The organism is Lonsdalea quercina subsp. quercina (assembly GCF_000688695.1).
In the GTDB taxonomy this organism is placed as follows: Bacteria; Pseudomonadota; Gammaproteobacteria; order Enterobacterales; family Enterobacteriaceae; genus Lonsdalea; species Lonsdalea quercina_D.
Window position 1 is genome coordinate 49359 of the sequence record NZ_JIBQ01000005.1, and the last position, 24521, is coordinate 73879.

27 protein-coding genes are annotated in these 24521 nt (G+C 53.6%); 8 read left to right on the top strand and 19 right to left on the bottom strand.

All coding sequences use genetic code 11. The features are described from left to right. Positions 1-2: 2 nt before the first annotated feature. Positions 3-299 carry an integration host factor subunit alpha gene (gene ihfA, locus SB13_RS05305; protein WP_026739352.1) on the top strand — a complete coding sequence of 99 codons (297 nt, stop codon included), beginning with the start codon at positions 3-5 and terminating at the stop codon, positions 297-299. Positions 300-328: 29 nt separating this feature from the next. On the opposite strand, the gene SB13_RS05310 is transcribed toward ihfA, so the two are convergent. Beyond that, positions 329-730, bottom strand: coding sequence for a nitrous oxide-stimulated promoter family protein (locus SB13_RS05310; RefSeq protein ID WP_026739353.1), 402 nt, complete (start codon positions 728-730; stop codon positions 329-331). Positions 731-879: 149 nt separating this feature from the next. Beyond that, positions 880-1704, bottom strand: a complete 825-nt coding sequence (gene nadE / locus SB13_RS05315) for an ammonia-dependent NAD(+) synthetase (protein ID WP_026739354.1) — start codon at positions 1702-1704, stop codon at positions 880-882. A 221-nt stretch (positions 1705-1925) separates the two neighbouring features. Between nadE and osmE the strand changes: the two genes are divergently transcribed. Further along, the gene (osmE, locus tag SB13_RS05320) at positions 1926-2255 is read left to right on the top strand and encodes an osmotically-inducible lipoprotein OsmE (protein ID WP_026739355.1); all 330 of its coding nucleotides are present in this window, start codon (positions 1926-1928) and stop codon (positions 2253-2255) included. Positions 2256-2326: 71 nt separating this feature from the next. Here the strand turns inward: osmE and SB13_RS05325 are convergent, their stop codons facing one another. The 4 genes from SB13_RS05325 to hxpB all read right to left on the bottom strand — a co-directional run bounded on the left by SB13_RS05325 (position 2327) and on the right by hxpB (position 6567). Next, positions 2327-3718, bottom strand: a complete 1392-nt coding sequence (locus SB13_RS05325) for an L-cystine transporter (RefSeq protein ID WP_026739356.1) — start codon at positions 3716-3718, stop codon at positions 2327-2329. 114 nt (positions 3719-3832) lie between these two features. Next, positions 3833-4435, bottom strand: a complete 603-nt coding sequence (locus tag SB13_RS05330) for a metal-dependent hydrolase (protein ID WP_026739357.1) — start codon at positions 4433-4435, stop codon at positions 3833-3835. Positions 4436-4641: 206 nt separating this feature from the next. Beyond that, positions 4642-5658 (bottom strand): alcohol dehydrogenase AdhP, encoded by a 1017-nt coding sequence (adhP, locus tag SB13_RS05335; protein ID WP_026739358.1) that lies wholly within the window; start codon positions 5656-5658, stop codon positions 4642-4644. Positions 5659-5901: 243 nt separating this feature from the next. Then, entirely contained in the window at positions 5902-6567 is a 666-nt protein-coding gene (hxpB, locus tag SB13_RS05340; RefSeq protein ID WP_026739359.1) for a hexitol phosphatase HxpB, read from the bottom strand. A gap of 206 nt (positions 6568-6773) precedes the next feature. Here hxpB and SB13_RS05345 point away from each other — a divergent pair, with 206 nt between their 5' ends. After that, complete coding sequence (locus tag SB13_RS05345; protein ID WP_026739360.1) at positions 6774-7322, top strand: YniB family protein; 549 nt, start codon at positions 6774-6776, stop codon at positions 7320-7322. A gap of 40 nt (positions 7323-7362) precedes the next feature. Here SB13_RS05345 and SB13_RS05350 read toward each other — a convergent pair whose 3' ends face one another. The 5 genes from SB13_RS05350 to SB13_RS05370 all read right to left on the bottom strand — a co-directional run bounded on the left by SB13_RS05350 (position 7363) and on the right by SB13_RS05370 (position 11949). Beyond that, positions 7363-8229, bottom strand: coding sequence for a fructosamine kinase family protein (locus SB13_RS05350; protein ID WP_026739361.1), 867 nt, complete (start codon positions 8227-8229; stop codon positions 7363-7365). Positions 8230-8439: 210 nt separating this feature from the next. Further along, positions 8440-9279, bottom strand: a complete 840-nt coding sequence (locus SB13_RS05355; protein WP_026739362.1) for a metal ABC transporter permease — start codon at positions 9277-9279, stop codon at positions 8440-8442. Further along, positions 9276-10136 carry a metal ABC transporter permease gene (locus SB13_RS05360; protein ID WP_026739363.1) on the bottom strand — a complete coding sequence of 287 codons (861 nt, stop codon included), beginning with the start codon at positions 10134-10136 and terminating at the stop codon, positions 9276-9278. Before SB13_RS05360 ends, SB13_RS05355 begins: the two co-directional genes overlap by 4 nt. Continuing rightward, positions 10133-11038: a manganese/iron ABC transporter ATP-binding protein gene (locus SB13_RS05365; protein WP_051616430.1), complete on the bottom strand. Its 906-nt coding sequence runs from the start codon at positions 11036-11038 to the stop codon at positions 10133-10135. Before SB13_RS05365 ends, SB13_RS05360 begins: the two co-directional genes overlap by 4 nt. Next, the gene (locus SB13_RS05370; protein WP_026739365.1) at positions 11035-11949 is read right to left on the bottom strand and encodes a metal ABC transporter substrate-binding protein; all 915 of its coding nucleotides are present in this window, start codon (positions 11947-11949) and stop codon (positions 11035-11037) included. The genes SB13_RS05365 and SB13_RS05370 overlap by 4 nt, the downstream gene beginning before the upstream one ends. A gap of 776 nt (positions 11950-12725) precedes the next feature. On the opposite strand from SB13_RS05370, the gene SB13_RS17200 reads away from it, so the two are divergent. The 3 genes from SB13_RS17200 (at position 12726) to rlmA (ending at position 13998) form a co-directional block, all read left to right on the top strand. Next, on the top strand, positions 12726-12860 hold the full coding sequence (locus SB13_RS17200; protein ID WP_071999772.1) for a DUF2627 domain-containing protein: 135 nt from the start codon (positions 12726-12728) through the stop codon (positions 12858-12860). A 22-nt stretch (positions 12861-12882) separates the two neighbouring features. Next, positions 12883-13092: a transcription antiterminator/RNA stability regulator CspE gene (gene cspE, locus SB13_RS05375; protein WP_005968829.1), complete on the top strand. Its 210-nt coding sequence runs from the start codon at positions 12883-12885 to the stop codon at positions 13090-13092. 66 nt (positions 13093-13158) lie between these two features. Next, positions 13159-13998 carry a 23S rRNA (guanine(745)-N(1))-methyltransferase gene (gene rlmA / locus SB13_RS05380; RefSeq protein WP_235202369.1) on the top strand — a complete coding sequence of 280 codons (840 nt, stop codon included), beginning with the start codon at positions 13159-13161 and terminating at the stop codon, positions 13996-13998. Positions 13999-14049: 51 nt separating this feature from the next. Here the strand turns inward: rlmA and mntP are convergent, their stop codons facing one another. The 5 genes from mntP to manX all read right to left on the bottom strand — a co-directional run bounded on the left by mntP (position 14050) and on the right by manX (position 18201). Further along, complete coding sequence (mntP, locus tag SB13_RS05385) at positions 14050-14625, bottom strand: manganese efflux pump MntP (RefSeq protein ID WP_026739367.1); 576 nt, start codon at positions 14623-14625, stop codon at positions 14050-14052. 386 nt (positions 14626-15011) lie between these two features. Next, complete coding sequence (locus tag SB13_RS05390; protein WP_026739368.1) at positions 15012-15470, bottom strand: DUF986 family protein; 459 nt, start codon at positions 15468-15470, stop codon at positions 15012-15014. Positions 15471-15521: 51 nt separating this feature from the next. Continuing rightward, positions 15522-16364 carry a PTS mannose transporter subunit IID gene (locus SB13_RS05395; protein WP_026739369.1) on the bottom strand — a complete coding sequence of 281 codons (843 nt, stop codon included), beginning with the start codon at positions 16362-16364 and terminating at the stop codon, positions 15522-15524. 13 nt (positions 16365-16377) lie between these two features. Beyond that, positions 16378-17178: a PTS mannose/fructose/sorbose transporter subunit IIC gene (locus SB13_RS05400; RefSeq protein ID WP_026739370.1), complete on the bottom strand. Its 801-nt coding sequence runs from the start codon at positions 17176-17178 to the stop codon at positions 16378-16380. A 66-nt stretch (positions 17179-17244) separates the two neighbouring features. Continuing rightward, positions 17245-18201 carry a PTS mannose transporter subunit IIAB gene (manX, locus tag SB13_RS05405; RefSeq protein WP_026739371.1) on the bottom strand — a complete coding sequence of 319 codons (957 nt, stop codon included), beginning with the start codon at positions 18199-18201 and terminating at the stop codon, positions 17245-17247. 596 nt (positions 18202-18797) lie between these two features. Here manX and SB13_RS05410 point away from each other — a divergent pair. Beyond that, positions 18798-20357, top strand: coding sequence for a TerC family protein (locus tag SB13_RS05410; protein ID WP_026739372.1), 1560 nt, complete (start codon positions 18798-18800; stop codon positions 20355-20357). 55 nt (positions 20358-20412) lie between these two features. On the opposite strand, the gene SB13_RS05415 is transcribed toward SB13_RS05410, so the two are convergent. The 3 genes from SB13_RS05415 to pabB all read right to left on the bottom strand — a co-directional run bounded on the left by SB13_RS05415 (position 20413) and on the right by pabB (position 24119). After that, positions 20413-21774: an L-serine ammonia-lyase gene (locus SB13_RS05415; protein WP_026739373.1), complete on the bottom strand. Its 1362-nt coding sequence runs from the start codon at positions 21772-21774 to the stop codon at positions 20413-20415. Positions 21775-22113: 339 nt separating this feature from the next. Continuing rightward, positions 22114-22728, bottom strand: a complete 615-nt coding sequence (locus tag SB13_RS05420) for a CoA pyrophosphatase (protein ID WP_051616428.1) — start codon at positions 22726-22728, stop codon at positions 22114-22116. A gap of 23 nt (positions 22729-22751) precedes the next feature. Continuing rightward, positions 22752-24119 carry an aminodeoxychorismate synthase component 1 gene (gene pabB / locus SB13_RS05425; protein WP_026739375.1) on the bottom strand — a complete coding sequence of 456 codons (1368 nt, stop codon included), beginning with the start codon at positions 24117-24119 and terminating at the stop codon, positions 22752-22754. Positions 24120-24269: 150 nt separating this feature from the next. On the opposite strand from pabB, the gene SB13_RS05430 reads away from it, so the two are divergent. Further along, positions 24270-24467: a YoaH family protein gene (locus SB13_RS05430; protein ID WP_026739376.1), complete on the top strand. Its 198-nt coding sequence runs from the start codon at positions 24270-24272 to the stop codon at positions 24465-24467. Positions 24468-24521: the final 54 nt, after the last annotated feature.

The following is a 24521-nucleotide window of genomic DNA, read 5'->3' on the forward strand; positions in this document are numbered from 1 at the left end:
CTATGGCGCTTACAAAAGCTGAAATGTCAGAATACCTGTTTGAAAAGCTTGGGCTGAGTAAACGGGATGCCAAAGAGCTAGTCGAGTTGTTTTTTGAAGAAGTTCGTCGTGCCTTGGAAAATGGCGAGCAAGTCAAGTTGTCAGGGTTTGGCAATTTCGACCTGCGAGACAAAAACCAACGGCCGGGACGTAACCCAAAAACAGGCGAGGATATTCCGATTACGGCGCGCCGTGTGGTCACATTCCGTCCGGGGCAGAAGTTAAAAAGTCGGGTTGAGAATGCTTCACCTAAAGACTGAGTAAGTTGTAAGTTAACGAAAAGGCCGCTTTAGCGGCCTTTTTCTTTTGCGGAATCGTCTGAAAAGTTGTCTTGAAAATGCGGTGTATTCGTTTTGGCGGGCGGGATTTCCGGTACCGGACGGCGATCGTCCCAAAGGTGTTGGAGGGCAAGCACGGGATGATGCAGCAGCATTCTCGGTCCTGACCAACGCATGATGAGTTTCATCATTTCGCGTTTGGTCGATTGATAACAGTGGATTGGACACTGTTTACAGGCCGGTTTTTCTTCCCCGAAATAACATTTATTAAGACGGTTTATCGCGTAGCGAAACAACACCGTGTAGTGGTCGTCGCCATCGGAAACGGGATGAGATTTCGCATACAGTTTGATCATCTGTTCGACAGTGCGAATCTCGCGCTGAATTCGTTTACCCGGAGGAGGGCGGCGCATCATAGTCATCTCACGTTAGTGCTTTGACTCACAGTGTAGTCGGAATTGCATGACTTGAAGCCCACGGTACGCACAGAAAAGAAAACGGCAGCCAGGCTGCCGTGAATGTTTAAGAGAGGACGCTGATTAGAGCGCAGGTAAAACGCCGATCATTTCCAGAAATCGTCGAAAACGGTGATCGGCGGACGGCGTTTATGCTCCGTTTTGCGGTACCACTCCTCAATGATCGCCGCGTCGTGCTGATCGATATTTTTACCTTCCAAATAATCGTCGATACTCTCGTAGGTGACGCCCAGCGCAACCTCGTCTGGCAACGCGGGACGATCTTCTTCCAGATCCGCGGTAGGCGCTTTGGTATAGAGATGAGAAGGGCAGCCCAGCCATTTAAGCAGCGCCTTACCCTGACGTTTGTTCAAGCGGAAAATTGGATTGATATCCGTGCCGCCATCGCCGTATTTGGTGAAAAAGCCGGTGACCGCTTCTGCAGCGTGATCCGTCCCTACGACCAGTCCGGCATTCATTCCGGCGATGCTGTATTGCGCTTTCATACGTTCTCGCGCTTTTTCGTTGCCCTTCACAAAATCAGATAGCTCAATACCGAGTTCACGGAGGGTAGCTTCGCTGGCATCTACGGCGGGTTTGATATTGACGGTTAAGACGCGGTCCGGCTGGATAAACTGAATGGCATCCTGACAGTCCTGCTCGTCGGCCTGCACGCCATAGGGAAGGCGAACGGCGATAAACTGATAGGCGGAGTTACCGGTCTCTGTGCGAAGTTCGGTGATAGCCGTTTGGCAGACTTTGCCCGTCAGTGTTGAATCCTGACCGCCGCTGATGCCGAGCACCAGGCTTTTGACGAAAGGATGGGCCTTAAGATAATTCTTCAAAAAATCAACGCTGACACGGACTTCCTGGGCGGGGTCGATCGTGCTTTTGACGCCGAGTGCCTGAATGATGCTCTGCTGTAATGACATTTCGCCTCTCCTGAACCTATTGATACGGCAGCATAATTAGAAGGATTGTCTCAGTTTAACGTGACTTCCCACGGAGTAAAAGGATAAGTGAGTGGGGTAAGATTGCCCAGGGAGGCCTATTTTCTTACCCATTATCAGTTCATTAAAGCATTGACGTCGGGTTGAAAAACCGCCTTTTGCCATCTAGCCTTAACCTAACTCATACCAAAAGAGGTAATGCAATGAACAAGAATCGATTATTAATGTGTATTGCTGCAGGGCTGGTGCTCCTTTCTGGTTGTACGGCATATGACCGTGCAGAGAATTATTTCACCAAGCCGGTGGTAAAAGACGTCAAAAAGGGGATGACCAAACAACAGGTCAATCAAATCGCAGGTCCAGCCTCTACCCAGGCCACGATGATTAATGCACGTGGTACCTGTAACACCTATATCCTGGGGACAAAAGACAAGAAAATACAGTACTACTTCGTCAGCTTCGATGAAACGGGTCATGTCCTGAATAAAGGCTTCCAGAGCTGTCAGGAATACGATACTCATCCTCAGAGCTAACTTGGATCGAGCAACAAAAAAAGCCGAACATCTTGTTCGGCTTTTTGGTTTTTAAATGCGAGAGATCAGACTTACTGTTGCTTTAATTCCACGTCTTCCCGCGAATTAAACACCTGTTTGTCGGTTTGCTTGAGTAACTGACTGGTCACCGTCCCCGCCGTCATCGAGCCGCTGACGTTCAACGCGGTACGCCCCATATCAATCAGAGGTTCGATTGAAATAAGCAGAGCCACCAGCGTGACTGGAAGCCCCATCGCGGGCAGGACGATCAATGCCGCGAAGGTCGCGCCGCCGCCCACGCCAGCAACGCCGGCGGAGCTGATGGTCACGATGCCCACCAGCGTGGCAATCCAAACCGGGTCCAGCGGGTTGATGCCAACCGTAGGCGCGACCATCACCGCCAGCATGGCCGGATATAACCCCGCACAACCGTTTTGGCCGATGGTGGTACCGAACGAGGCGGCGAAGCTGGCGATAGACTCCGGTATGCCCAGACGTCGGGTTTGCGCTTCAATACTCAGTGGGATAGTGGCCGCACTGGAGCGGCTGGTAAAGGCAAAGGAGAGGACCGGGCCAACTTTACGGAAGAAGCGAGCCGGGTTGATGCCGGTCAGCGAGAGCAGCAGGGCGTGAACGACGAACATCATGGCCAGTCCCAAATAAGACGCAACCACGAAGCTGCCGAGCTTAATAATGTCCTGCAGGTTTGAGCTGGCCACCATCTTGGTCATCAACGCAAGCACGCCATAAGGTGTCAGACGCATGACCAATCGCACCAGCTTCATCACCCACGACTGAAGAGTATCGATGGCGATCAAGACCCGTTGGCCTTTTTCAGCGTCGTCTTTCAGCAGTTGGAGCGCGGCGACCCCCAAAAACGCGGCGAAGATGACCACGCTGATAATAGCCGTCGGACTGGCGCCGGTCAGATCCGCGAACGGGTTCTTGGGGAGAAGAGACAGGATTAACTTCGGTACGGAGAGATCGGCGACCTTACCGGCGTAGTTGCTCTCAATTGCCGACAGTCGAGCCGTTTCCTGAGCGCCTTGCACCAGGCCTGAGGCATTGAGTTCAAACAGGGTGGTGACAAAAACCCCGACCAGCGCGGCAATCAGCGTAGTGAAAAGCAGCGTACCGATGGTCAGCAGGCTGATTTTTCCCAGCGACGAGGCATTATGCAACTTCGCGACCGAGCTGAGAATAGACACAAAGACCAGCGGCATGACGACCATTTGCAGCAGTTGGACATAGCCATTGCCGACGATATTGAACCAGGCAATCGACTGTGCAATGACCGGTGCGTTATTGCCGTAGACCAGGTGCAATCCCAAGCCTAACAACACGCCGAGCACCAGACCCAGCAGCACTTTCTTCGCTAGGCTCCAGCGTGCGTTGCCGCAGTAACTCAGCGCAATCAGTAGCAGGGCGAAAACAATGACATTCAGTATGAGCGGAAAATTCATCTCCACTTCTCCCTCGTTGGTTATCTTTTATCTTGCTCCCCGGCCGGGGAGACAGGCGCGCTAGAATAGCAGGTCTTATCGGCGGGTGTTACCGGCAAACAGGGCAGGCTGCACCTAAAAACGCAGTAAGGTGCTGCGTTGCGGGGTAAGTAATTGATGGAGTTGTAAGCTAAGACCCTGAAGCCATTTCGTTGGTTGAGGATAGTTCCAGCTTTCCAGCGATCTCTGGGGCTGCCATAACGAGAGCACAATCAGCCCCGAACATAGCATCCGTTCGAGCTGATTGCCTTTTTGGCTTTGTAATATAGGAAAGCGGAATCGCCAGCGGCACGGCCATAGTAGCGGTACGCCTGCTGACGTCAGCATATCCGCTACGATATGGCTGAGATAGCCCACAATCATCGCGTGGTAGACGTCGCCGGGGATCGGCCAACTCACAGGGAGCTGAGTGTGAATAAAGTACAGCCCGGCGATGATTGCTAACAGGCTGTGAGTGAAGCCGCGATGTCCACACAGGCGCGCTACCGGGACAGAGATCCACTTCAAACGTTGTCCTAGTACTGATTTAGGATGGTCGATATCCGGCAGTAGTGACGTCAACATGGCCGCAGGGATAATGTGCCACCAGTCTCCGGCCGCAAGCGCGGGAGAGAGCTCTGCTTTTTTGGCGAAAATGGCGCTGGCAACAGCGAATAGAAGGTGGCCTTCGGCGGTCATGCGATATCTCTGGAGGCTGTCATTTTATACAGTATAAAATAATGTGACGGGAGGGGAAAGACGTGACGGCGTAACTCTTTGTGACATTAGGCCCCGCCAACAGGCGGATTTAAGCGGTTATCGCACGGTTGACAAGCCGTGATGTGAAATTAATCGGGNGGCGGGAAAAGAAATATCCCCGTGGTGAAGCCACGGGGAAGAGGCGATTACAGCGACAAATCGACGACGATACGGCCTTCAATCTTACCGGCATGCATGCGAGCGAAAATGTCGTTGATATTTTCCAGTGGTTCAACGGCGATATTCGCTTTCACTTTGCCTTTGCTGGCGAAGTCCAGTGACTCCTGCAGGTCTTTACGCGTCCCAACAATGGAGCCGCGAACGGTAATGCCGTCCAGCACCATGTCGAAGATCGACAGGTCGAATTTACCCGGCGGCAGGCCGTTCAGAGCGATGGTGCCGCCGCGGCGGGCCATACCGATGGCCTGTTCGAATGCTTTCGGAGACACTGCGGTGACCAGTACGCCATGCGCGCCGCCTATTTCTTTTTTCAGGTAAGCCACCGGGTCGGTGTTTTTCGCGTTGACGGTGACGGTCGCGCCCAGGCGTTTGGCGAACTCCAGCTTGCTGTCGTCGATATCGACGGCCGCGACGTTCAGGCCCATCGCCTTCGCGTATTGAACGGCCAGATGACCCAGACCGCCGATACCGGAGATAACGACCCAATCGCCCGGTTTGGTGTCGGTCATTTTCAGACCTTTATAAACGGTTACGCCTGCGCACAGGATCGGGGCGATTTCATTAAACTCGACGTCGTCCGGCAGAATACCGACATAGTTAGCATCGGCGAGGCAGTATTCTGCGAAGCTTCCGTTGACGGAGTATCCGGAGTTCTGCTGTTTTTCACACAGCGTTTCCCAACCGTCCAAACAGTACTCACAGTGTCCACAGGCGGAATACAGCCAAGGAACGCCCACGCGATCGCCTTCTTTCAAGTGAGTGACGCCCGCGCCGACTTTCACCACGTGTCCCACACCTTCGTGGCCCGGAATAAATGGCGGATTGGGTTTGACCGGCCAGTCACCTTCTACGGCGTGGAGATCGGTGTGGCATACGCCGGTGGCGGCAATTTTAACCAATATCTGACCTGGACCCACTTCCGGTACCGGCACCTGCTCGATAACCAGAGGCTGTCCGAAGGCTTTTGCAACTGCTGCTTTCATCATCATGAAACCATCTCCGTTGTATTGGTGATATATCGATAGTAAGCGTAGCATATCGGCGGGATAAAAAATGTGAAAAGAGAAGCAAATTTGTTCTCATTAACAGTTTGATATACTTGTTAAAATCATTTTTGACGATGAAGATAACGTCCCTGTTTTCTGTAAGGAAAAAACCGGCAAGGGAAGGATAAAGAGGTACAGGATTAACGGGTGCTCCGGGTTGAGGGAGCACCGCAAAGTTGTTCAGGAAATGTGGGCGGCGGTGAGCTCTTCCAGCGATTCCAGTTTGACGTCAGCTAATGCCCAGCGCGGATCGTTGCGCATCTCTGCCGCCGGAACGACGATAGAACGCATGCGGGCGGCTTTGGTCGCGATCATGCCATTGACTGAATCTTCCAGTGTGACGCAGGCGAGCGGCGAAACGTCCAGCGCTTGCGCCGCGCGCAGATAAACTTCGGGATGAGGCTTGCTATAGGGGAGTTGGTCGGCGGACATCAGCGTATCGAAATAATCCCGCAGATTAAACATCTCCAGCACCTGCTCCAACATAAACAGCGGGGAGGCGGAAGCCAGACCGATCTTCAGATTTTGACTGCGGCACAGTTGCAACGCCTGCTCCACGCCGGGTAACAAAGGACGGTTTTCTTCCACGCACTGAATGGTGCGTTTGATAATGCGGGTAGTGACCTCTTCTTTGCTGGGGCCTTTCCAGGGGGAGTGCTGATACCAGAGTGCAACCACCATATCGATGCGCAGGCCCAGCAGGTCCGGCATACCGTCTGTTGAAGACATATCCACGCCCAATCCGCTGATGACTTCATGTATCGAACGCTCCCAGAACGGTTCTGAGTCAATCAGCAAACCGTCCATGTCGAAAATGGCCGCGTTAATAGGGTATATAGCAGGCATAGGGCTGGGCTCCTGTGATGGGGACAATCAAAAAGAGTTGCAATTATAAACCAGTTATACGCTAAATCATTGCTTCAAAAGGCCATCCCTCAAGAAAACGTTGACTCGTTGGAAACCTGAAGTACCCTGCTAACGGTTTTTATGTGTCTACACTATGTGTTATCTCATTGGGATATTTAGTCTGCGTCACTCATCAAGGGGAACTCATGACGTATCAACAGGCAGGCCTCATCGCCGTGGTCAAACGTATCGCGGGATGGATCATTTTTATTCCGGCCGTGCTTTCTACGATCATTTCGCTGGCGAATGTCATTTATGACTTCACCGAGAGAAAGCAGGGGATTAATGGGGTCATGCAGGACTTTTTGCATCTGGTCGTGGAAGTGCTTCGCTTCAATACGCCGTTTCTCAATCTCTTCTGGTATAACTCGCCGGTGCCGGACTTTAGCCGCATATTCTCTTCACCGACCCTGATGTTCTGGCTGATTTATATGCTGATCTTCGTCGGGTTGGCAATGCAGGTGTCCGGCGCGCGCCTCTCTCGTCAAGTGAAGCATATCCGCGAGGGGCTGGAGGATCAGATGATCCTGGAACACGCAAAAGGCAACGACGGCAAAACGCGTAACGAGCTGGAAACTCGCGTCAAACTTCCGCGTCACACCATTCTGTTGCAGTTCTTCCCGCTGTACATATTGCCGATTATCGTCGGCGTCATTGGCTATGTCGTACTCAAAGTTATCGGTTTGATCGCCTGATTGCGCGAGTCGGGGAGCCGCCCGACTCACGCCATACCCGCTAGTCCGCCGCCTGCAGCTGCGCATCGATCGCCTGCTGCGCCGCGGCAATGCACTCGCCGCCGAACAAATTCGCCCGATTGAGCAGGGTGTAAATCTGGTAAATCGGCTGCCGTTCCACAAACCCTTTCTCAAGCGGCCAGACATTCTGGTAACCGTCATAGATTTGCGGCGGCAGTTCCGAATAGAGCGGCAGCATCGCCAGATCGCACTCCCGATCGCCCCAATAACAGGCTGGGTCGAATAAATACACGCCAGCCGCGCTGTTCCCCCAGTTGTTAGACCACAAATCGCCGTGCAGCAGCGAAGGCTGCGGCTGGTGGCCGGAAAGTTTCTGTTCTGCTACGGCCACCAACGCATCGATATCTCCGAAAGACATCCCTTTTTCTGCCGCCAATTGCAGTTGCCAGCCGATTCGTTGTTCGGCAAAAAAACTGGACCAGCGGCGGCGCCAGGCATTCGGCTGCGGAGTGGTGGAGAGGTCGTTATCGAAGTCAAAGCCAAACAGGAGTTGTTCGCTCCATTGGTGCAGGCGCGCCAGCTGTTCGCCGAGACGCCAAGCGCCGTGCGCATCCAGGGGTTTGAATTCAATATATTGCAGGAGAAGAAAGCTGACGTCTCGGTGGCTGCCGACGCCATATACCTTGGGAACATGCACCGTTTCGCTGCGGGCCAACAGCTCAAGTTGTTCTGCTTCCGCCCGGAATTTCGGCAGCATCTCCCGTGAGTCACTTTTGATAAAAACGTCGTGCTTGCCATAACGGAGATACCATGCGGAATGAATTTCTCCGCCCGGCAGTTCCCTGCGATCCCGTAATTCTCCCGGCCCCAAATGTTCTGCCAATAATTGACCGATCGAGTGCCACATAGAGAAACCTCCTGTTGGAATGACGCGATATATCATTACGTTAGCGGTTTATGTCCTCTGGAATTCGTCACCGTCGCCGTCCATCGATAAGATACGTTCAGACTAGCGGCGGGTAGGGTATGAAGGCTTTTTGGTTAAAAAAACGGCGATGACTTCACCATACCGCCAACCGTCATCTCTTGTCACGGTCGGCGGTCTGATTTTTTGCGGTTAAACGCTGATGCGCGGGCGACGAGACTTCAGTTGGTGGTAGCTCAACGTGACGGCAAACAGACATGCCTGAATAATGACGATGCAGGGACCGGTTGCGCCATCGATATAGAAGCTTACCAACGTTCCGGACACGCACGATAGAACCGACACGCCTGTGGCGACGAGCAGCATGCGATCAAACGTCTTGCAGAGCAGATAGGCGATGATGCCGGGCGCGATCAGCATGGCGACGACCAGAATGACGCCGACAGCCTGCAAAGACGCGACGATAGTCAGCGACAGCAGACATAACAGCCCGTAGTGCAACCCTTTTACCGGCAGTCCGATCACGCGGGCGTGGTTGGGGTCGAAACAGTACAACATGAAGTCTCGGCGGCGCAGCAGCACTATCGTTAACGTGATGGCAGCGATCACGGCGATTTGCCAAAGGTCCGCCTGAGAAATTCCCAGCACGTTGCCAAACAGAATGTGGGTGAGGTGCTGATCGCTATCGACGCGGGCGAACATCACCAGCCCTAGCGCGAACATACCGGAGAAAATAATTCCCATCACGGTATCCTCCTTCACTCGGCTGTGGGTCTTCACATAGCCCGTGGCGACCGCGCAGAACAGGCCGGAGGCGAATGCGCCTATCGCCAGTGGAATGCCCAGCGAGAATGCCAGCACAATCCCCGGCAGCACGGCGTGGGAAATCGCGTCTCCCATTAACGACCAGCCTTTGAGCACTAGATAGCAGGACAGGACGGCGCAAACAACGCCGGTAATGACCGCTGCCAGCAGGGCGCGTTGCATGAACGGATAGCTCAGCGGGTCGGTCATCCAGTGAACCAGAATCATGCGGTCTCTCCTTGCCTGGCGCGTCGACGTTGGCAACGCGCGGCCAGCACGCCATGTTTCGGCGCAAAGACAAAGGTCAGCAGAAAGACCAGCGTTTGTAACGTGACGATAATGCCGCCGGTGGCGCCGTCAAGGAAGAAGCTGATATAGGCGCCCATCGCGCTCGTTAGCGTTCCCACAGCGATAGAGATCACAATCAGATAACCAAATCGGTCGGTCAGAAGATAGGCCGTTGCGCCCGGCGTAATGACCATGGCGATCACCAATATCGCGCCCACGGTCTGAAGCGCGGCGACGGTGCAGGCGCTCAGCAGGGTGAAGAACAGTATTTTCAGCCTCAACGGCGATAGTCCGATCGAGCTGGCATGGTTTTCGTCGAAGAACACGGCGAGTAAATCTTTCCAACGCAGGCACAGTATGATGAAGGTGACGCCGCTAATGACTTGCACTTGCAGGACGTCTTCATCGGCAATGCCCAGAATATTGCCAAAGATGATCGACTGTACATTGATGGAGGTCGGGTTCAACGAGATGATCAACAGCCCTACGGCGAAAAAGGTCGAAAAGATAAAGCCGATAATGGCGTCTTCCTTTAAACGCGTCATCTGTCTGACGAAGGTCATGGCCAGCGCGGCCAGCATTCCGCTGAAAAACGCGCCTGCCGCGTAAGGCAGCCCCAGCGCGTAGGCGCCGGCGACGCCGGGAACGACTGAATGGGAGAGGGCGTCTCCCATTAAAGACCAGCCTTTGAGCATCAGATAGGCCGAGAGAAAAGCACACACGGCGCCGACCATAGCACTGACCCAGATGGCTTTCAGCATGTAGTCGTAGTTAAAGGGAAGGAGTAATTCACTCATGGCGTTTTTTTCTCCCCCGGCAGTTGGCTGAACGTCGGAGGATCGCTTTTGGTTGAACCGTAGAACACGGCGGGACGCTCGTCATCCGTCAGCACCGTCACGCAGCGACTATCGTCGTCGGCGTGCAGATGGGATCCCCCTAAGTTGATGTGACGGAGTACGCCGCCGAAGGTTTTCTCCAGGTTGGACTGCGTAAACGTGCTATGCGTCGGGCCTGCGGCGAGCACGGTGCGGTTGACCAAAATGACCTGGTCGCAGAACTCCGGTACGCTGCCGAGATTGTGAGTGGCGACAAGGATGAGATGTCCTTCCGTCCGTAAAGCGCGCAGCAGGTCGACGATGGCATTTTCCGTTTGAACGTCCACCCCGGTAAACGGTTCGTCCAGCAATAGAACCCGCCCCTGTTGAGCCAGCGCTCTCGCGAGAAAAACACGTTTTTTCTGACCGCCGGACAGTTCGCCGATTTGACGATCGCGCAAGCCAGAGAGCCCGACACGCTCCAGCGCCTCCGCCACGATGTCTTTATCTTTCGCCGCCGGTATTCGCAGGAAGTTCATCTTGCCGTAGCGTCCCATCATGACGACGTCGGAAACCCGCACAGGGAAATTCCAGTCCACGTCTTCAGTTTGCGGCACATAGGCGATCTGGTTTTGTTTCAGTGCGGCAGCGATAGGTTGCTGGTTCAGCCGTACCTCGCCGCTGGTGGGTTTTACCAGTCCCATGATGCTTTTAAATAGCGTGGATTTACCGCTGCCGTTGACGCCGACCAGCGCGCAAATCGTGCCGTCAGTCAATGAAAAGGAGGCATCACGGATGGCTTGATGACCATTATTGTAAGTGACGGAAACCGACTGTACATCCAACGACAACGGATTGCGCGCTGCCTCTGCTGATTGGGTCATAGCTCGAATCCTTTAGCGATGGTGTCCACCGTGACCCGAAGCAGGTCCAGATAACTGGGTACGGGGCCGTCCTGAGTTGACAGTGAGTCGACATACAAAATGCCGCCGTATCGGGCTCCGGTTTCCTTACTGACCTGACGCGCGGGCTTATCTGACACCGTGCTTTCGCTGAAGATGACCGGAATGTGCTTCTGGCGGATCTGATCGATAACTCGTCGAACCTGCTGCGGCGAGCCCTGTTCATCGGCATTGATGGGCCACAGATAGATTTCGCCTAAATGATAATCCTTGGCGAGATAGCTGAATGCGCCTTCGCTGGTCACCAACCAGCGCTGAGCCTCTGGAATGCGAGCTAGGCGCTCGCGCAGCGGAGCGTCAATGACTTTGATTTTTTCGGCATAACGGCGGGCGTTCTCGTTATAGGTGGCGGCATGGGCGGGATCATACTTCACCAGGCCTTGTCGAATGTTCTCGACATAAATCAGTGCGTTGGCGGGGGACATCCACGCGTGAGGATTCGGATTGCCGTTATAGGCGCCTTCGCGGATTGGAAGAGGCGTGATGCCTTCGGTCACCACGACGGCAGGGACGTTTTTGATGTTTTCGAAAAAACGAGTGAACCAGCGCTCTAGATTCATCCCGTTCCACAAAATCAGCTGGGCCGACTGAGTTTTGACGATGTCTCGTGGAGTAGGTTGATAATCATGAATGTCGGCGCCGGCTTTGGCAATGGAGACGACCGTCGCGGCATCGCCGGCAACGTTTTGCGCCATATCCTGAATAATCGTCGAGGTCGTCACAACCTGGAATTTATCAGCGGCGTGCGCGGACGCTAAGGTTAATACACTGAAAACTAACCAGACGAAGGTATTATAGAAAGAGACGGAAAGAGAGTGTCGACACGGATTCATTCAAGTTCCTCGAAAGCTGACTATGTTATTTAAATGATAATCGTTATCATTTGATTGATGGTATGATGCACACGAATAGGTGTCAATCGCTTCAATTTCTTCAAATTTTGAACAACAGTCTGTCAGCCATAACGAGCAGGGCGTTCGACGCAGATAAGCTCCGTATTGGTTAGTAGGTTAATGAAAGATTAGTTAACATCATCAAATGTTACAATGTTTGTGTGGTTGTAGTGGCTAAAGCGGCCTGTGAGGCATACGCATCACGCTGTGTTCCAGGATGAACAACGCGTTACAGGCGTTAGACGAGCCTATTAACGCTTCATTTTGTTACGGCTGGAAAACGCGACGGTGCTGGTTTTAAGAGCACTGATTGTTGAACAGGTAAAATTGCATGGCTGAGATGAAAAGAAAGAAAAGACATGATGTTTGTCACATAAAAGAAAAGGCATTTTGTTTTAGCGCTTTCACATCGCTGATGTTTTGAAGTTCAATCACATTTCGTGGTAATGCCCAATAATAAAAAATTAATTAATCAGGAGGGTGGCGACCCGACGGTAGGGTGCCATAATAATGTTATCCAAAGTAAGGTTATGTCGTGTATTCATTTTTATCATCAAACTGCGCACTAATAATGCCAGCTATTAGAAATAGATATGCGAATAAAGCATGAAATATACGAATTTGTGCGTCGTGCCGGCCATTGGTAAAAAATGGCTTGCCAAGGATCACAGAGTATGTGATAACGCATTTGGATGAAACGAGGTTCAGTTCTGTATATGAATGGCATTTTCCGTAAAGAAGTCTTGAGTACTAACGTTCACGTTGAATACCACTTCTCTGTCGATCCTTACTTTGGTGCCTCTAGCAGCAACGACTCAAATTTATCTGTACAACGCCTTCGGGCGGTCTAGAACGTTTAAAGGAAATATTGAAATGGCAAAGATTAAAGGTCAGGTTAAGTGGTTCAACGAGTCTAAAGGTTTTGGCTTCATTACTCCGGCTGACGGCAGCAAAGATGTATTCGTACATTTCTCTGCAATCCAGGGTAATGGCTTCAAAACTCTGGCTGAAGGCCAGAACGTTGAGTTTGAAATTCAGGATGGCCAGAAAGGTCCTTCAGCAGTAAACGTAACTGCACTGTAATTTACAAATTCTGCGTAATAAAACCCGCCTCGATGCGGGTTTTTTGTTTTTGTCGTCAGCTGAAGTATGCAACAAAAAGGTAACAAGATGTCGTCTGCGCTGTACCAATGCCCCCTGTGTCATCAGGCCCTTCAACCCGAACCCTCCCGCTGGTCCTGTGGACAACACCATTTTGATCGTGCGAAAGAAGGGTACGTCAATCTGCTCCCGGTGCAGTTCAAGCGCTCAAAGCAGCCCGGAGACAACACGGAAATGATGCAGGCCCGTCGTGCATTTCTGGATGCGGGCCATTATTTGCCTCTACGCGATCATCTGTGCGCGGCGCTAAAGAGCCAATTGACCGGACAGGCTGAGGCGGTATTGGACATTGGTTGTGGCGAAGGGTATTACACGGACGCATTGTCATCATGTCTGGCGGATGCTGGCGTACAGGTTTGTGGTTTAGATGTTTCTAAAGTGGCGATCCAACGCGCCGCACGGCGGTATCATCGTGTGGATTTTTGCGTTGCCTCTAGCCAGCGTCTGCCGTTCAACGCGCACTCATTGGATGCGGTATTGAAGATTTACGCTCCTTGTAACGATAAAGAGTTGGAGCGCGTTGTGAAGCCGAACGGTCTGGTGATGACGGTTTCTCCCGGTCCGAGACATTTATATCAGCTGAAAGAGCGCATTTATCGAGAGGTAAAACTGCATCCGATAAAGGAAGAAACGCTGGTAGGATTTAAGCTGGAAGACACGAAGACGCTTCGCTATACCCTGTCGCTAACAGGCGAGGAGGCGGCGGCGCTATTGCAAATGACGCCTTTTGCATGGAAGGCGACGCCGGAGGTGATGGCGTCTTTAACTGCGGAATCGCTGTTTGAATGTGAAACTGATTTTCTGATTCGAACGCACCGCAAGCTGTAGTGGTGATATAGAGGCAGGCGAGAGAAAGGTCCGCTTCGCCTGCCTAATGAATCAGGCCAGACTGGATAGATGGCTGTAGAGGATATTACACCCGATACCAATCAACACTACACCGCCCATGATCTCCGCTTTTTTACCGAGCAGCGGTCCGACGTAACGGCCAATCATCATACCAAAGGTCACCATAATCATGGTGGCGCATCCAATCACCATCGCAGTGTGAACAATATTGACCTGCAGGAAAGCGAGTCCCACTCCTATCGCCATGGCGTCGAGACTGGTGGCGATAGCGGTGCAGACTAACGTAAATAGACCGTGTTTGCGGATTTTCCCGTCCTGAGTGGATGTGTCCTCACCCTTGAATCCTTCGACGATCATACGTGTGCCGAGGATTAACAGCAGGCTGAAAGCGACCCAGTGATCCCATTCGATGATGAAGCGACTAGCGTAAAAACCGAGTCCCCAACCGATCAATGGCGTGATGGCTTCGATGAGACCGAAAATAAGTCCGGTTCGGATAGCTTCGCTGAAGCGAGGCTTGTGTAAGGCGGCGCCTTTACCGATTGAAGCGGCGAAAGCATCCATGGACATGCCAAAGGCAAGAATTAAAGTTGCAGATAGGTTCATTGTAAATAGCCTCGGCGGGGCGTTTCTCCATATCACACGATCTATCCCCCCAACCAGATAATAGATCGTGTGCATATGGTCTCGCCTGCCTGTCTGGCCGTTCGCACCACGTTTTTAGAAAAAACGAGCATGTTGACACGAACATTCCTGATAAAAAAAGATCAGGAATTGGCTACTCCCCAAATGACCGCGCAACCTTAACATATTATTTCTGAGCTAAACAACAATAAATATATTGAGGAAAACAAATGCAACTGATAATTATTTTCACCTTTGACATCTGTGAAACATGCCAGGAGTGACAGCATAATTCGCGTGGATAAAAAATGGAGAAAATATCGCTGATTATCCTTTAGCCATTATGCATGTAGGAATGGCGTTTCAATTCATTGATTTTCAATCATAAAATGATAGATTCTTTCCAGGTCATCTAATTCACGGACGCTGATTTTTAATGATTTTTTCTCCAAGGAAATAACCAGAACGCCGTCCTCGGATAAATTAATATTTTTTATTCTTGCATAAGGAATATAAATATTTTCATAAAAGAAACCTTGCGGTTTAAATAGCAATTTGGGGTATCTGATAAAGGAAAGATAAATAACCATCAACAATAGGGAGAATAGTAATACCGTAGTCATTGTGGTGCCATAACTTGCAATGTTTTTATAAATTAGAATCCCGATCAACCCGATATAAATCAACGCATCTAAATGACTACGGCGACGTAATAATATTCGCAGGCGTGTCGGACCCTTAAGTCGATCCATTAAGAATTCATCATAAACGGCGTAGATGAGGGNGAGGGCGATACAGAGGATGATGACGATATCGGTGAAACTCATGACGACTCCACAAACGGGCCGGGGACAGCAACTATCCCCGGCAGGAGAGTGTTACAGCCCCAGCAGGCCAATCCAGTAACCGAAGATGCCGATGGCGAAGAAGCCCATGATCAGCCAAAGCGCGTTTACTTTGCGGCGGAGCAGCCACATACAGCCGAAGGTCAGCAGCAACGGCACCAGACCCGGCATGAGCTGATCGAGAATGGATTGCACGGTCGTCACCGTGGTGTGCCCATCCTGACCGGTCACGCGTGACACCACCATGGGGATATTGACGTGGGTCCATTTGTTAACCAGCGCCCCCATGACGAACAGACCGAGAATTGATGCCCCCTCCGTCATTTTTTGCAGGAAACCGCCGCCCATATCACTGACGATGTCCGCGCCTTTACGGTAGCCGTAGGCGACGCCGTAGTAGCGCACCAGCAGACGTACCAGATTGAACAGCACGAAGAACAGAATCGGGCCGAGCAGACTTCCCGTCATGGCGATCCCGGCGCCGAGCGCGGCAAATACCGGGCGGGCGGTTCCCCAAAAGATAGGGTCGCCGACGCCGGCCAGGGGGCCCATCAATCCGACTTTAAGGCCGTTGATGGCGCCATCGTCGATGGGCGCACCGTTTGCCCGCTGTTCTTCCATCGCCATCGTCACGCCCAGAATCGGAGCGGCGACAAAGGGATGGGTATTGAAAAATTCCAGGTGGCGCTTGATCGCCTGTTTGCGTTCTTCCGAATTTTCCGGATATAAGCGGCGGATGACGGGCACCATCGAGAAACAGAAGCCGAGCGCCTGCATACGTTCGAAATTCCACGATCCCTGGAACAGGTTAGAGCGAATAAACACGCCTCGTACGTCGCTGGCAGTGAGTTTTTTTACTTGGGTTGAATCGGTCATGATTTCACTCCTGTTAATCCAGTTCGTTGTCGAGATCGTTGTTGCCCTGAGCGGGAGCCGCTGCGCCTTGAGCCTTGTTGTATTTCGGGCTGACCTGGATATACAACACGGCCATGACGACGCCAATCACACCCAGTGCCACCAGGTTGAAATTGGTGAAGGCCGCGGTGACGAAGCCCAGATAGAAGAACGGCATCAAATAGCCGGCGCGCATCATATTGATGACCATCGCATAACCGACAACGACTATCATACCGCCCGCAATATTCAGGCCGTTGGTGACGACGTCCGGTATAGAGGAAAGCAGGGTATGCACCACTTCGGTCCCGACGGAAATAGCGACGAGAACGGCCGGGATGGCGATACGCATGGCCTGCAACAGCAGAGCGGAGATATGGAGCCAGCTGATCGCCGACAAATTGCCGCGCTCAGCCGCACTGTCCGCCGCATGCTGGAAAGCCACCGTGATGGTGCGAACGATGATGGTCAGCACCTGACCCGCCGCCGCCAGAGGAATAGCCAGCGCGATCCCCGCGCCGACGCTCTGTCCGCCCGCGATGACCAGGATGGTGGAAATAATGGACGCCAGCGCGGCATCGGGCGCCACGGCGGCCCCGATATTCATCCAGCCCAGGGCGATCATTTCCAATGTCCCGCCGATAATAATACCGGTCTTGATATCGCCGAGAACAAAACCAATCAAGGTACAGGCCACCAAAGGGCGGTGAAATTGGAACTCATCAAGAATGGAACCCATCCCTGATATACAAGCTACGATAAATATCAGCACAATCTGAAGCGTGGTGATCTCCATTGTACTTCTCCTGTATGAATAGCATTCTGAGTCTTTAAAGGGTTACGCATCACTATTTTTGGTGTATTAGCGAGCCGCCTTGTTAATTAAATCCATCATATTGATTTTGCTGTCGCTGGATACTTTACGGACCTCCAACTCAATACCGCGATCGGCCAGTTTACGAAATGCCTCAATATCTTTTTCATCTATGGACACGGCGTTATTGACCTGTATTTTCCCTTGTCGATAGGCCATGCCGCCTATATTGACCGACGGCAAATCCACCCCGGCTTCAACCAGCGTTTCGACATCGGTTGGATTGGTAAACAGCAGCATGACGCGGTCGCCAGCATATTTGGGGTTGTTGTAGACACGAATGGCTTTCGCGACGTCCACCACATGCGCGCTGACGCCGGGAGGCGCCACCTGCGTCAGCAGCGTCTTGCGCACATTGTCCGCGGCGACTTCATTACTGACGACAATGATGCGGTTCACGTTGGTTTCTTTGGTCCAACGGGTCGCTACCTGACCATGAATCAAACGGTCGTCGATACGGGCAAGACCGATTTTCATATGCCCGCCGGAGCCTGGGACGGCCGCGGGTGCGGCGACAGGTTTCGCTGCAGGTTTCGCGGGGGCCGGGTCAGCCGTTTTGAGCGCTTTGACGCCAGCGCGGCCCGCTTCAAGGGCGATAGCCACCAAGTCAGCAAAGCTTGGGTCGTCGTCACGTGCCATAAAGGTTTCAACCAACATGGGGATGTTGGCCCCGGTGACCACTTCGTGGTTTTCTTTATCCGTCACCAGACGACTGGCTGCGTTGAAAGGGCTGCCCCCCCAGGTATCGACCAGAAAGAGAACGCCCTGAGCCGTATCCAGCTCGCCGAGTTTGGTTTGGTATTTTTCCAACAGCGTTTCTGCATTTTCGCCGGGAACAAAATCAATCCAGCCGACGTTGTCCTGTTTTCCCAGGATCATTTCAGCTGTATTGAGTAGGGGCCCGGCAGTGGCACCGTGAGTGCATAAGATAATTGCGATACTCACTTGCTACCTCCTCGTTTAACACCCTTTATAAGGTGTGCTGTGTACAGAGAGAACGGGGAGCCGCATCTAAACGAAAGGTTTCCCGTCTTGTTGACAATAGTTCACAAAATGCACGTTTGAGTCTGCTTCATCAGATAAGCGGAGCCGGCCTGGAATGAACTGTGAATCGATTCAATCTGTTCAGAAATATCTGATCCAGCCGTGAATTATTTTATGTTGCGAAAAAATAATTAGTGTGACGCTGGTCCCTAATCCTTGGGGGCAAAATGTGATCTATTATACGAATCCTGAAAAGTGTGCTCTTGTTATCAATATTGACGAAGAAAGTACGTCTATAGAAAAACTTTGTTAAAACCAGAAACAACCTGCTAGAGTTAACTTTCTTTCAATTAAAGAGGAGTTACAGGCGGACGCCTTTCCTATGGACTGTCATCGACGATTCATTTCTATTACACCGGCTGCGGCAGGTGATTGGTACTTCTTAACCGGCCATTCCGGCCCACATCAGCCTCAAGCCGATCGTGCACACACTTCAACCTTATTCAAAAACGCTGTGGCATTAATGTCATTAGTTCGTTCATTTTTCGGAGTCTGACATGGAATTTTTGCTAGATCCTTCAATCTGGGCAGGCTTACTGACGTTGGTGGTACTCGAAATTGTTCTGGGCATCGACAACCTGGTGTTTATCGCCATTCTGGCGGACAAACTCCCGCCAAAACAGCGTGATAAGGCCCGTGTCATCGGCCTGTCGCTCGCCCTGTTGATGCGTCTGGGACTGCTCTCGTTAATTTCCTGGATGGTGACGCTGACGCGTCCGCTGTTTCACGTTGGCGACTTCAGCTTCGCAGGCCGAGACCTGATTTTGCTTGCCGGGGGGATCTTCCTTCTCTTTAAGGCGACCATGGAACTGCATGAACGGTTGGAAAACCGTCCGCATGATCCCAATGCCAGTCGCGAACACGCTAATTTCTGGGCGGTCGTGATTCAGATCGTCATTCTGGATGCGGTTTTCTCTCTGGATGCGGTGATTACCGCCGTCGGGATGGTCAACCACCTGGGCATCATGATGACCGCGGTGGTCATCGCAATGGGCGTGATGCTGCTGGCATCGAAACCGCTGACGCGATTCGTGAACGAACACCCTACGGTGGTGGTTCTGTGCCTGAGCTTCCTGTTGATGATTGGGCTTAGCCTGGTTGCCGAAGGGTTTGGTTTCCATATTCCTAAGGGATACCTCTACGCGGCGATTGGATTCTCTATCGTCATCGAACTGTTCAACCAGATTGCGCGCCACAACTTCGCGAAGCACCAATCGCATCGCCCCATGCGTGAGCGGACCGCCGAAGCGATTTTGCGCCTGATGGGCGCGCGGGCGAAAACCCGCGAACAGGATGACGAGGAAGAACCTCAGCAGCGCATCGAAGAGACGTTCGCCGAGGAAGAACGCTATATGATCAGCGGTGTTCTGACGCTGGCCTCGCGTTCACTCCGTAGCGTCATGACGCCGCGGACGGAAATTTCCTGGGTGGACAGCGAACGTTCCACGGAGGAGATCCGTATTCAGCTGCTGGATACCCCGCATAGCCTGTTCCCGGTCTGCCGCGGGGAGCTGGATGAGCTGGTGGGCGTCGTGCGCGCGAAAGATCTGCTGGTGGCGCTGGAAGAAGGGCAGGATGTGGAAACCTTTGCCGCGGTGACATCGCCTATCGTGGTGCCGGAAACGTTGGACGTCATCAACCTGCTGCCGGTTCTGCGCCGAGCGAAAGGCAGTCTGGTTATGGTGACCAACGAGTTTGGCGTCGTACAGGGGCTGGTGACGCCGCTGGACGTACTGGAAGCGATTGCCGGTGAATTCCCCGACGAGGATGAAACGCCAGAGATCGTTGCCGACGCCACAGGCTGGCTGGTGAAGGGCGGGACCGACCTGCACTCGCTACAGCAGGCGCTGGACATGCAAGATCTAGTAGACCCGAAAGAGGATTACACCTCGCTCGCCGGTCTGCTGCTGGCTCACAGCAATGAGTTCCCGCATGTGGGAGAGGTGCTGGAGTTTAGCCGCCTAAGATTTACCATCATGGCGGCCAGCGAATACCGCATCGAACTGGTGCGTATCGAACGCATTGTCGACCAGCCGGATCACGACGAAGAAGCGTAATTCCTTTACTCTCGGCTGTGCGCATTCGCGCACAGCCTTCTCAATTCAGCGCCGCCTAATCACACTGTACTTTAATCGCCAATCCGCCGCGCGACGTTTCCCGGTATTTCGCATTCATATCCTTTCCGGTTTCATACATCGTTTCGATGACTTTATCCAACGACACCCGAGGTTCTGAGGTGCGTCGTAATGCCATGCGCGATGCGTTAATCGCCTTGACGGCTGCAATCGCATTACGCTCGATACATGGCACCTGTACCTGACCGGCGACGGGATCGCAGGTCAGCCCCAGATTGTGTTCCATTCCAATTTCCGCCGCGACGCAGACCTGTTCGGGGCTGCCGCCCAGCAGTTCGGTCAGACCGGCGGCAGCCATTGAACACGCCACGCCGACCTCGCCCTGACAGCCGACTTCGGCTCCCGAAATCGAGGCGTTCATTTTGTACAAAATGCCGATAGCGCCAGTCGTCATGAAATAGGGCAGGAACACCTGTGGGCCGACGGGTTCAATGAAGCGATCGTAGTAGGCCAGCACGGCGGGAACGATACCGCAGGCCCCGTTGGTCGGCGCCGTGACAACGCGCCCNCCCGCCGCATTTTCTTCATTGACGGCCAGAGCGAACATATTGACCCAGTCGACCACGGTCATCGGATCGCGAGTCAAGGCATCGGACGACATCAGCATACGTCGCAGTGCGGCGGCGCGGCGAGGAACGCGCAACGGCCCGGGCAGCACTCCTTCGGTATTAAGACCGCGGTCGATGCACTGACTCATCGCGCGCCAGACATGCGTAAAATAGTCCTCGATCTCGGCCTGCGGCCGGATGGCCCGTTCATTGCGCAGCATCAATGCGGAGATGGAGAGACCATTCGTTTTACACAGCGCAAGTAACTGCTGCGCCGAGTGATAAGGATAAGGCACGTCCACGGGGTCTAACACGGGCTGGCCGAAGTGGGCCTCATCGACGATGAAGCCGCCGCCGATAGAGTAGTAAGTCTGGCGGTAAATCAGCGCATCGCCCGCGTAGGCGCTCAGCGTCATGCCGTTTTCATGCCGTGGTAGGTTCTCCGAATGGAAAGTCAGGCCATCGGTCTGGGAAAACGTCACGTCATGCTGCCCGTTCAGCGGCAAACGCTGATGGCACGCGACATCCTGAATAAATGTCGGGATAGCATCAATGTCGACAGTGTCCGGCTGATTGCCGGCGAGACCTAAGATGATCGCGATATCCGTATGGTGGCCTTTACCGGTAAGCGCCAGCGAACCGTACACATCGACTTTCACACTATCGGTATTGGCGAGAAGGCCGACCTGCTCCAATTCATCGACGAACTGTTTACCGGCTTTCATCGGGCCGATGGTATGAGAACTGGAAGGCCCGATACCGATCTTGTACATGTCGAAAACGCTTATCACGCACCACTCCTTTGAACGTCCGTCGAACGCCTTTGTTAGGCGGCTAAATATTGGCGCTATTGTAGTGGGATTAAGGGGGGCGAAGGGGGCTTTTCGCATGAAATAAACTTATTTCACCAGGCTATCCAGACCACAAAAATCTAATGTCGGACAGGGGGCGATGGCAATCGGCATAGCGGTTGTGCGAGCAGGCACGATGAAATGTCGCCATAACGTCAAGTGGGGCAAAATGATACGGATTGCCATTGAACGAGAGCGGCGGTTACTGTTGCGAAGGTCATCGGATGGAGGGTTGGGGTGAGGGGGGAGCCGTGCAAAATAACGGACGCGTTTGGATGCTTAAGAGGCCGAGACCTGCAACGCCAGTTGACGAATAATTGTCGCGGTCAGCCCCCATACCCACTGATGCTGAAAGCTGCGCAGATAAACGCGATGCTGGCGATGCTCGCGCTCGAATTCCAGTGAATGATAACGGTGCAGGGCAAGGGCTTCTCGCAGCGGCATTTCGAACACCGCGGCCACCTCGTCCGCCTGCCCCCTCAGCGCCAGGTCTGGGGGCAACAGTCCGAGGACCGGGGTAACTTGAAAGCCGCTAACGCTGTCCTGCGAGGGCAGCGTGCCCAGCACCTGCACACGGGGTGAGGGGATCGCCACCTCTTCATACGCTTCTCTCAGCGCAGTGGCGATCAGGGATGAGTCTTCCGGGTCGGCGGCGCCGCCGGGAAAGGCCACCTGACCTGCATGTGTGCGAAGATTTGCTGCGCGGCGGGTTAACAGCAACGTGGGTTCGCGACGACGAATAATCGGCACCAGCACGGCGGCCTGCCGCTGATAGCGGCTGGGCGGCGTCTTGTCCTGCGCCTGCAACTGGAAACGGGTGATGAACTGGGCCAGGTCGAAAGGCGCTACGGTTTCCGCGTCCGTCGCACGATTTTGTGTGGTGAAATGAGTCATGCCAGCTCCTCGTCGAATCGTTATCAAGAGTGAGACACCAGCAACGGCAAAATACGGCCGACCTTATCAAACGTTTCCTGATATTCCGCCTGCTCCTCGCTGTCGGCGACAATCCCGCCCCCGGCCCAGCAGTAGATCGAACCTCGGTCGGTGACGAGCGTACGGATGGTGATATTGGTGTCCATGGTGCCGCAGACGCTCAGGTAGCCGATGCTGCCGCAATAGGCGGTCCTGCGCTGCGGCTCTAGCTCTTCGATAATCTCCATCGCTCGGACTTTTGGCGCGCCGGTGATGGAGCCGCCGGGGAAACAGGCGCGCAGCAGGTCGGCCGCATGCAATTCAGCGGGCAATTGGGCCTCTATAGTGCTCACCAGATGGTGTACCGCCGGAAAGGCTTCAACCACAAACAGCTCGGGGACGCGGACGGTGCCGGGCGAAGCCACGCGGCCAATATCGTTGCGCAGCAGGTCGACGATCATCAGATTCTCCGCGCGATCTTTGGCTGAGGCAGCCAGACGTTCCGCTTGCCTGACATCATCTGCGGCATCGGGCAGGCGGGGCAGCGTGCCTTTGATTGGGCGGGTCTGAATATGATGGTCGTTCAGCCATAAGAAGCGCTCGGGCGACACGCTGATGACCGTATTATGCGGCAGCCGGATAAAGGCCGAAAAAGGTGCGCGATTGCTGGCGGAAAGACGCAGGAATGCCTGCCATTCGCTGCCTTCATATTGTGCCTGAAAGCGTTGCGCCAGATTGACCTGATAGCAGTCGCCGGCGCGCAGATAATCCTGAACCTGACGAAACTTGGCGCCGTACTCTTCACGCGACATGCTCGCCTGCCAGTCGGAGGTCAACGCAAAGGCGGCGGTGGACGTCGAAGCGCTCTGCGCTTTCAGCCATGCCAGTCGCGGCGCCGGGTCGCCCTGCGTGATCAACGTCAGCCGCCGCTGATGATGGTCGGCAATCAGCGCCCAGTCATACAGGCCCACGGCCATATCGGGGATCGTCATATCCTGCTCAGCCAGTGTCGGCAGCCGCTCCACGCGTCGGCCCAGATCGTAGCCGAACAGCCCGAGCGCGCCGCCTTGGAACGGCAAATCCGGCGTGGGGGTGGCGGTCAGACCTAATCGTTCAAGCTGGTGCTGTAACAGCTGAAAGGGATCTGCAGGCGAAGCCTGGACCTCGTCGCCTTCGGCTATCTCCGTGATGTCTCCGCGTGTTTGCAGTGTGACTCGCGGATCGGCGACCAGAATATCGAACCGGTTATGCGTGTGCTCAGCGGTGCCGGAGTGCAGCAGCATCGCCCAGGGCTGTTCGGAAAGCGGGGCGAACTGGGTTAACAAAGCGTCCGGTTGATACGGCAGAGCATGGTAGACTAACGACATTGGCATATAGATTTTCGGGCGATCTCATACGGGTATTGACCGGAAGTATACCGGTCGCGTGGACATGAAGGCATCACAAAATGCAAGCGTACCACACTCGTGAGCCGTGCGACGTCTATGATGCCGGGATGACCCCGCCAGATTCAGGAGAGAGAAATGTTTGCAGGTATTCCGTCGCTTACGCATGAACAGCAGCAGCAGGCCGTAGAAGAAATTCATCGATTGATCTCGGAAGGGCTCAGCAGCGGCGAAGCTATCGCCCGTGTCGCGGAGGCGCTCCGTCAGGGACATCAGGGAGAGCGCGTTGTCGCGCGCTTTGAGGATGACGAAGATGACGAAACGCGGCAGGAGTAACCGCTGCGGCCCCCTGCCAACGGAGGCTAATTATTCGCTGGCAGGGGCGAGATG

Coding starts and splice junctions, on each gene's coding strand:
- ihfA (WP_026739352.1), top strand. CDS start 3: ATGGCGCTTACAAAAGCTGAAATGTCAGAATACCTGTTTGAAAAGCTT.
- SB13_RS05310 (WP_026739353.1), bottom strand. CDS start 730: ATGCGCCGCCCTCCTCCGGGTAAACGAATTCAGCGCGAGATTCGCACT.
- nadE (WP_026739354.1), bottom strand. CDS start 1,704: ATGTCATTACAGCAGAGCATCATTCAGGCACTCGGCGTCAAAAGCACG.
- osmE (WP_026739355.1), top strand. CDS start 1,926: ATGAACAAGAATCGATTATTAATGTGTATTGCTGCAGGGCTGGTGCTC.
- SB13_RS05325 (WP_026739356.1), bottom strand. CDS start 3,718: ATGAATTTTCCGCTCATACTGAATGTCATTGTTTTCGCCCTGCTACTG.
- SB13_RS05330 (WP_026739357.1), bottom strand. CDS start 4,435: ATGACCGCCGAAGGCCACCTTCTATTCGCTGTTGCCAGCGCCATTTTC.
- adhP (WP_026739358.1), bottom strand. CDS start 5,658: ATGAAAGCAGCAGTTGCAAAAGCCTTCGGACAGCCTCTGGTTATCGAG.
- hxpB (WP_026739359.1), bottom strand. CDS start 6,567: ATGCCTGCTATATACCCTATTAACGCGGCCATTTTCGACATGGACGGT.
- SB13_RS05345 (WP_026739360.1), top strand. CDS start 6,774: ATGACGTATCAACAGGCAGGCCTCATCGCCGTGGTCAAACGTATCGCG.
- SB13_RS05350 (WP_026739361.1), bottom strand. CDS start 8,229: ATGTGGCACTCGATCGGTCAATTATTGGCAGAACATTTGGGGCCGGGA.
- SB13_RS05355 (WP_026739362.1), bottom strand. CDS start 9,279: ATGATTCTGGTTCACTGGATGACCGACCCGCTGAGCTATCCGTTCATG.
- SB13_RS05360 (WP_026739363.1), bottom strand. CDS start 10,136: ATGAGTGAATTACTCCTTCCCTTTAACTACGACTACATGCTGAAAGCC.
- SB13_RS05365 (WP_051616430.1), bottom strand. CDS start 11,038: ATGACCCAATCAGCAGAGGCAGCGCGCAATCCGTTGTCGTTGGATGTA.
- SB13_RS05370 (WP_026739365.1), bottom strand. CDS start 11,949: ATGAATCCGTGTCGACACTCTCTTTCCGTCTCTTTCTATAATACCTTC.
- SB13_RS17200 (WP_071999772.1), top strand. CDS start 12,726: ATGAATGGCATTTTCCGTAAAGAAGTCTTGAGTACTAACGTTCACGTT.
- cspE (WP_005968829.1), top strand. CDS start 12,883: ATGGCAAAGATTAAAGGTCAGGTTAAGTGGTTCAACGAGTCTAAAGGT.
- rlmA (WP_235202369.1), top strand. CDS start 13,159: ATGCAACAAAAAGGTAACAAGATGTCGTCTGCGCTGTACCAATGCCCC.
- mntP (WP_026739367.1), bottom strand. CDS start 14,625: ATGAACCTATCTGCAACTTTAATTCTTGCCTTTGGCATGTCCATGGAT.
- SB13_RS05395 (WP_026739369.1), bottom strand. CDS start 16,364: ATGACCGATTCAACCCAAGTAAAAAAACTCACTGCCAGCGACGTACGA.
- SB13_RS05400 (WP_026739370.1), bottom strand. CDS start 17,178: ATGGAGATCACCACGCTTCAGATTGTGCTGATATTTATCGTAGCTTGT.
- SB13_RS05410 (WP_026739372.1), top strand. CDS start 18,798: ATGGAATTTTTGCTAGATCCTTCAATCTGGGCAGGCTTACTGACGTTG.
- SB13_RS05420 (WP_051616428.1), bottom strand. CDS start 22,728: ATGACTCATTTCACCACACAAAATCGTGCGACGGACGCGGAAACCGTA.
- pabB (WP_026739375.1), bottom strand. CDS start 24,119: ATGCCAATGTCGTTAGTCTACCATGCTCTGCCGTATCAACCGGACGCT.
- SB13_RS05430 (WP_026739376.1), top strand. CDS start 24,270: ATGTTTGCAGGTATTCCGTCGCTTACGCATGAACAGCAGCAGCAGGCC.